The sequence below is a fragment of the Bartonella sp. AA86SXKL genome (assembly GCF_042196885.1).
In genome coordinates, this window is sequence record NZ_JBHIRE010000430.1 from 1 (window position 1) to 642 (window position 642).

1 pseudogene is annotated in these 642 nt (G+C 36.4%); it reads left to right on the plus strand.

The window, feature by feature from the left end:
- Nucleotides 1-642: pseudogene (locus tag ACFIO5_RS12440) on the plus strand (double-strand break repair helicase AddA); the annotation flags it as partial.

Below are 642 nucleotides of genomic sequence, written 5' to 3' on the forward strand. Positions count from 1 at the left end.
GCATTTTGTGAATCTCTCTTGCATCACTTTATGCTAGAAGCCAATATTGCTGGACATTTCGAACTGGTCGACGATATCAGTCGAAAAAAACTACTCCAAGAAGCACGCCGCCAGCTTTTGGAGCATGAAAGTGCACAGTCTGCTTTAAAACAGTTGCTTAAAGTTATCAGTGAGCACACTTTTAACCAATTACTGTATGAAGCAACTGAAAAACAACATAAACTGTCTGATTTTTTGACTTCTGTTCTTTCTGAAAACGGAGAAAAAAAACTGCATGCGCTCTTTCAGTTAGCGCCTGATGACACAAATGAACAGTTGTTAGAAAAAATTCAACAGACTGCTCGCCTGCCTCTTTATGCTCTTACCCATTGTCAAACCTATGGTAATAAGAGCCTCAAAGAAATGATTGCGAAATTTTCTCAATTAGAAGAGGCCTGTGATGAGGAAAACATCATCGATATTATTTCCAATATTTATTTTAAAATGAAAGGCGAACCACGTAATTTTTCACGCCTATCTTGTAAAAAATCAGATGAAATTTGGCCCTTTATTCAACAAACGATTGAAGACAAACAAAGCAAGCTTTCTCTTCTTTTAGAAAAATATCAATGCTCAAAAATTGCCACACTTAATAAAGCTGCT